This window comes from Mycobacterium intracellulare ATCC 13950 (genome assembly GCF_000277125.1).
Lineage (GTDB): Bacteria > Actinomycetota > Actinomycetes > Mycobacteriales > Mycobacteriaceae > Mycobacterium > Mycobacterium intracellulare.
Genome location: NC_016946.1, coordinates 3011498 through 3016714 on the forward strand (window position 1 = coordinate 3011498; position 5217 = coordinate 3016714).

The following is a 5217-nucleotide window of genomic DNA, read 5'->3' on the forward strand; positions in this document are numbered from 1 at the left end:
GGCCCGTCAGTCCGGGAGCGGCGCCGAATCCCCTTGGCGTTCGGCCTCTTCGGCGTCTTCCACGGTCAGCGGCAACGCCAGCTCTTCCAGCGGGCGCCGCTCGGCGGCGACCCCCAGCCACAGTTCGACCAGCCCGGCCGCGGCCATCACCACCGCGCCGATCAAAAACGACCAGACGACCTCGCTGCGGTGGCCCGAGTTGATCAGCTGACCGAACAGCAGCGGGCCGGTGATGCCGCCGATCGCCGTCCCCATCGCGTAGAAGAATGCGATCGCCAGCGCCCGCGTCTCCATCGGGAAGATCTCGCTGACGGTCAGGTACGCCGCGCTGGCACCCGCCGACGCCAAAAAGAACGCCACGATGAGCACGCCGATGAAGGCCCAGACGCCGCCGGCCTGGGTGACGAACACCAGCGCCAGCACCACCACCGCGAGACCCGAGCCGATGTAGGTCAGCGTGATCATCGGTTTGCGGCCGACGGTGTCGAACAGATGCCCGAGCACCAGCGGGCCGGCGAAGTTGCTCAGGGCCCACAGCACGAAGAAGACCGGCACCATGCCCGACGGCACGGCGTAGAACTGGCTGAGCAGCGTGCCGAGGTTGAACGTGACGCCGTTGTAGAGGAACGCCTGCCCGATGAACAGCGCCAGCCCGAGCACCGCGCGCCGCGGGTAGAGCTTGAAGGCCACGCCGGCGATCTCCCGGAACGAGATCGACTTGCGCTGGCGGATCCGCAGCGGCTTGCCCTGCGGCTCGGGCAGGGGCTCGCCCGTCTCCCGCTCGACCTCCTGCTCGATCTCGCCGACGATGTGCTCGGCCTCCTCCTCGCGTCCGTGAATGAACAGCCAGCGCGGGCTCTCCGGGACGTTGCGCCGCACCAGCAGCACGAAGATGCCCAGGATCGCGCCGATGCCGAAGGCGAGCCGCCACCCGATGTCGGGCGGAAAGTTGGCGGTGTTCAACAGGATCAGCGCGCCGCCGGCGCCGGCGGCCGAACCCAGCCAATAGGTTCCGTTGATCACCAGGTCGACCCGGCCGCGCACCCGCGCCGGGATCAGCTCGTCGATGGCCGAGTTGATGGCGGCGTATTCGCCGCCGATGCCGGAGCCGGTGAAGAAGCGGGTCAGGAAGAAATACCAGGGGGCGAACGCGAACGCGGTCGCCACGGTGGCGACCAGATAGATCGCGAGGGTGAGGATGAACAGGTTTCGTCGTCCGAACCGGTCCGTGAGGTGACCGAAGAACAGCGCCCCCGAACACGCCCCGGCGATGTAGATCGCCGCCGCCATACCGATCTGCGCGGGGTCCAGCGCGATGCCGCTGCCCGGTTCCATGAGCCGAGCCGAGACGTTGCCCACCATGGTGACCTCGAGCCCGTCGAGCACCCACACTCCGCCCAGGCCGACGACGACGCGCCAATGGAACCGGGACCACGGCAGCCGGTCCAGCCGTGCGGGTACCTGCGTCGTGATGGCGTTGGTTTGCGCGCTCGCACTCACGGGCGTCTCCGTTCTGGTTTCGACCGGCGTCAGCCGCGATCGGAGCGGGACTCCTCGGGCGTCCAGGCCTGCGGCTGCCCGGGGTGGCCGGGGAAGAGGAAATCGATGAAAGCCGCCGCCGTGGGCTGAGGTTCGTGGTTGGCCAGCCCCGGTCGCTCGTTGGCTTCGATGAACGCGTAGTCGGCGCCCGTGACGTCGGGCACCAGCAGGTCGATGCCGGTCACCGGGATGCCGATCGCCTCGGCCGCGGTCACCGCGACCCGGCACAGCTCGCTGTTCACCTGCGCGGTGACGTCGTGGATGGTGCCGCCCTGATGCAGGTTCGCCGTGCGACGCACCCGGAGCCGGGTGCCTTGGGGCAGCACATCGTCGAGCGCCCAACCGGCCTCGGCGACGGTCGATTCCGTGAGGTCGTCCAGCGGGATGCGGGACTCGCCGCCGGTGGCCGCCGACCGCCGCCGGCTTTCGGCCGCGATCAGGTCCCGCACGCTGTGCTCCCCCGTGCCGATGATCTCCGGGGGCATGCGCAGGGCGGCGGCGACGACGCGGCCGTCGATCACGACGAGGCGAAGGTCGTCGCCGGCCACCCGCTGCTCGATGAGCACGTCCGGGTATTGCTTGCGGGCGCGCGCGAGGGCGGCGGACAGGTCGTCGGGCCCGTTGTCGGGAACGACCCCGACCGTGATGCCCTTGCCCTGCTCGCCCCGCGTCGGTTTGACGACGACCTCGCCCACCTCCTTGAGGAAGGCGAAGTCGCTCTCGTCGAAGGTGGCCAGCCGCGCGCGCGGCACGGTGATGCCGGCCTCGGAGACCAGGCGCCGGGTCAACCGCTTGTCGTCGCAGCGGCACATGGCCACCGCCGAGGTGTATTCGGACAGCGACTCGCGGGTGATGACGCTGCGCCCGCCGTGGGTGAGCCGCATCTCGCCGGTCTCGGCGTCGAGCACCTCGACCCAAATCCCGCGGCGCAGCGCCTCGTCGGCGATGATCCGGGCGTAGGGGTTGAGGTCGTCGACCGTCTCGGGCGGCGGGCTGAACAGCGGCTCGTTGATCGCGTTCTTGCGCTTGATCGCCAGCACCGGGACGCGGCGGAAACCCAGCTTCTCGTAGAGGCCGATGGCGGCGGCGTTGTCGTGGGCCACCGACAGATCCATGTAGGCGCGGCCCGCGTCGCGGAAGTGCTCGGCCAGCGCCCGGGTGAGGGCCGCGCCGACCCCCGGGAGCCCGGCGGCCGGATCGACGGCCAGCGTCCACAGGCTCGACCCCTCCTCCGGGTCGTTGAACAGCAACTCGTGGTCGACGCCGGTGACGGTGCCGACCACGGCGCCGTCCTCGTCGCGCACCGCGAGCAGATACTTCACCGCCGGCACATGCCGATGGTTGTCCCAGATCACGTCGACCCCGGCGGGGACCATCCCGCAGCGCACGTACACGCGGTTCATGGCGTCGGCGTCGATCGGATCGTTGAGCGTGCGCACCGTCACGCCCAGCGGCGGCGGCGGCGAGGCCTTCTTCTTGCCCGTGAAGCGCAGCCGGTAGGTGTGGCTGGGGTCGATGAACAGCTCGGTGGGCGCCTCGGCGACCACGACGTGGGATTCGCGGGCGTAGATGCAGATGTCGCGCCGGCCGGGACCCTCGCGGCGCAGCGCCTCGACCAGTTGCTGGGAGTCGGCGAAGGTCTGCCCGAAAATCAGTCGGCCCCAACCCAATTCGAGCTCGACGTCTTTCGCCATCGCATCGACCAGCTCCGGCGGCGAAGCGTCGTGCAGACCGAGCGTGATCGCCTCGGTGTGGTCGCCGGACGGATCGACCACGGTCATGCAACCGGCCCCGTGATGCCGTGACGTTGCAACCACAGCTCGAGCAGGGCGATCTGCCACAGCTCGTTGCCGCGCAGCGGGGTCAGCTTGCCGTTGGGATTCTCCAGCAGGGTGTCGACCGCTTCCGCACGGAACAGGCCGCGCTCCTTGGCAACCGGCGCGTAGAGGGCGTCGCGGACCATGTCGAGGTAGGGCCCCTCGAGATGGGTCAGCGCCGGAACCGGGAAATAGCCCTTGGGCCGGTCGATGACCTCCGATGGAATCACCCGCCGCGCAGCCTGTTTGAGGACGCCCTTGCCCTCGTGCGCGATCTTCAACTCCGGCGGGCAGGTGGCGGCCAGTTCCACCAGCTCGTGGTCGAGGAACGGAACCCGGCCCTCCAGCCCCCACGCCATCGTCATGTTGTCGACCCGCTTCACCGGGTCGTCGATGAGCATCACGGTGGTGTCGAGCCGCAACGCGCGGTCGACGCCCGTCTCGGCGCCGGCCTGCGCGAAGTGCTCGGTGACAAAGCGGCCACTGGGGTCGCCGGGCGCCATGATGCCCGGGCCCAGCAGGCCGGCCAGCTCGGCCGAATCACGGTCGAAGAAGGCACCGCGGTACTCGGCGACCGCACCCTGCAGCGACGCGGCGGCCGGTGAGCCCATCGGCGGGTACCAGTGATAGCCGGCGAACACCTCGTCGGCGCCCTGGCCGGACTGCACGACCTTCACGTGGCGCGCCACTTCCTGACTGAGCAGATAGAAGGCGACGCAGTCGTGGCTGACCATCGGCTCGCTCATCGCGCCGATGGCCCCGTCGAGGGCGGGCAGCATCCGTTCGGTCTCGATGCGGATCTGGTGGTGGTCGGTCTCGAAGCGCTTGGCCACGATGTCGGAGTACTGGAACTCGTCGCCCTTGACGCCGCCGGCCGACTCGAAGCCGATCGAGAAGGTGGACAGCCCGTGCTGGCCGGCCTCGGCGAGCAGGCCCACGATCAGGCTGGAGTCGACACCGCCGGACAGCAGGCAGCCGACCGGCACGTCGGCCACCAGGCGGCGCTTCACCGCCAGGCGCAGCGTGGACAGCACGGCGTCTTCCCAGTCGCGCTCCGACCAGTCCGCGCGGTCGGCGTGCCGGGTGAAGTCGGGCGCCCAGTACGTGGTGACGGTGCGCCTGCCGTCGGGCTCGATCGCGACGAGCGAGGCGGGCGGCACCTTGCGCACCCCGCGCAGGATGGTGGCCGGGGCGGGCACCACCGAGTGGAAGGTCATGTAGTGGTGCAGCGCGACCGGGTCGATGCGGGTGTCCACGCCGCCGCCGGCCAGCAGGGCCGGCAGGGTCGAGGCGAAGCGGACCCGGTGGCTGTCCTCGGTCAGGTACAAGGGTTTGATGCCGAGCCGGTCGCGCCCGAGCAGCACCCGCCCGCTGTCGCGCTCGACTATGGCGAAGGCGAACATGCCGAACAGGTGGCTGACGAAGTCGTCGCCCCACCGGTGGTAGGCCTTGATCAGAACCTCGGTGTCGCTGTGCGAGAAGAAGCGGTAGCCGTACCCGCTGAGTTCGCTGCGCAGTTCCTTGTAGTTGTAGATGCAGCCGTTCCAGGCGATCGACAGGCCCAGTTCGGAGTCGACCATCGGCTGCGAGCCGGCCTCGGTCAGGTCGATGATCTTGAGGCGACGATGGCCGAGGGCAACCCGGCCCTGCGACCAGGCGCCGCCACTGTCCGGGCCCCTCGGCGTCAGCACGGCGGCCATCGCTGAGACCGCCGCTACCTCGGGCGCCCGCCCGTCGAGTCGTACCTCCCCGGTGACTCCGCACACCTCTTCGACCCTACCGGGGCCCGATTCGGCGCGCGCGTGACGTCCGCCAAAAGCGCTGCAACGGCCCATCAACGCCCATGATCAACGCGTGGTGA

General features: G+C 69.9%; 3 protein-coding genes. All 3 read right to left on the minus strand.

Going from position 1 to position 5217, the window contains the following annotated elements; all coding sequences use genetic code 11:
- Positions 1 to 6 precede the first annotated feature (6 nt).
- From OCU_RS38955 to OCU_RS38965, 3 genes are read right to left on the minus strand one after another with little or no spacing between them, the layout of a single operon-like run.
- Positions 7 to 1500 carry an MFS transporter gene (locus OCU_RS38955; RefSeq protein ID WP_014380275.1) on the minus strand — a complete coding sequence of 498 codons (1494 nt, stop codon included), beginning with the start codon at positions 1498 to 1500 and terminating at the stop codon, positions 7 to 9.
- Positions 1501 to 1529: 29 nt separating this feature from the next.
- Positions 1530 to 3320, minus strand: a complete 1791-nt coding sequence (gene ngg, locus OCU_RS38960; protein WP_008257303.1) for an N-acetylglutaminylglutamine synthetase — start codon at positions 3318 to 3320, stop codon at positions 1530 to 1532.
- Positions 3317 to 5122, minus strand: coding sequence for an N-acetylglutaminylglutamine amidotransferase (locus OCU_RS38965; protein ID WP_041787067.1), 1806 nt, complete (start codon positions 5120 to 5122; stop codon positions 3317 to 3319). Before OCU_RS38965 ends, ngg begins: the two co-directional genes overlap by 4 nt.
- Positions 5123 to 5217: the final 95 nt, after the last annotated feature.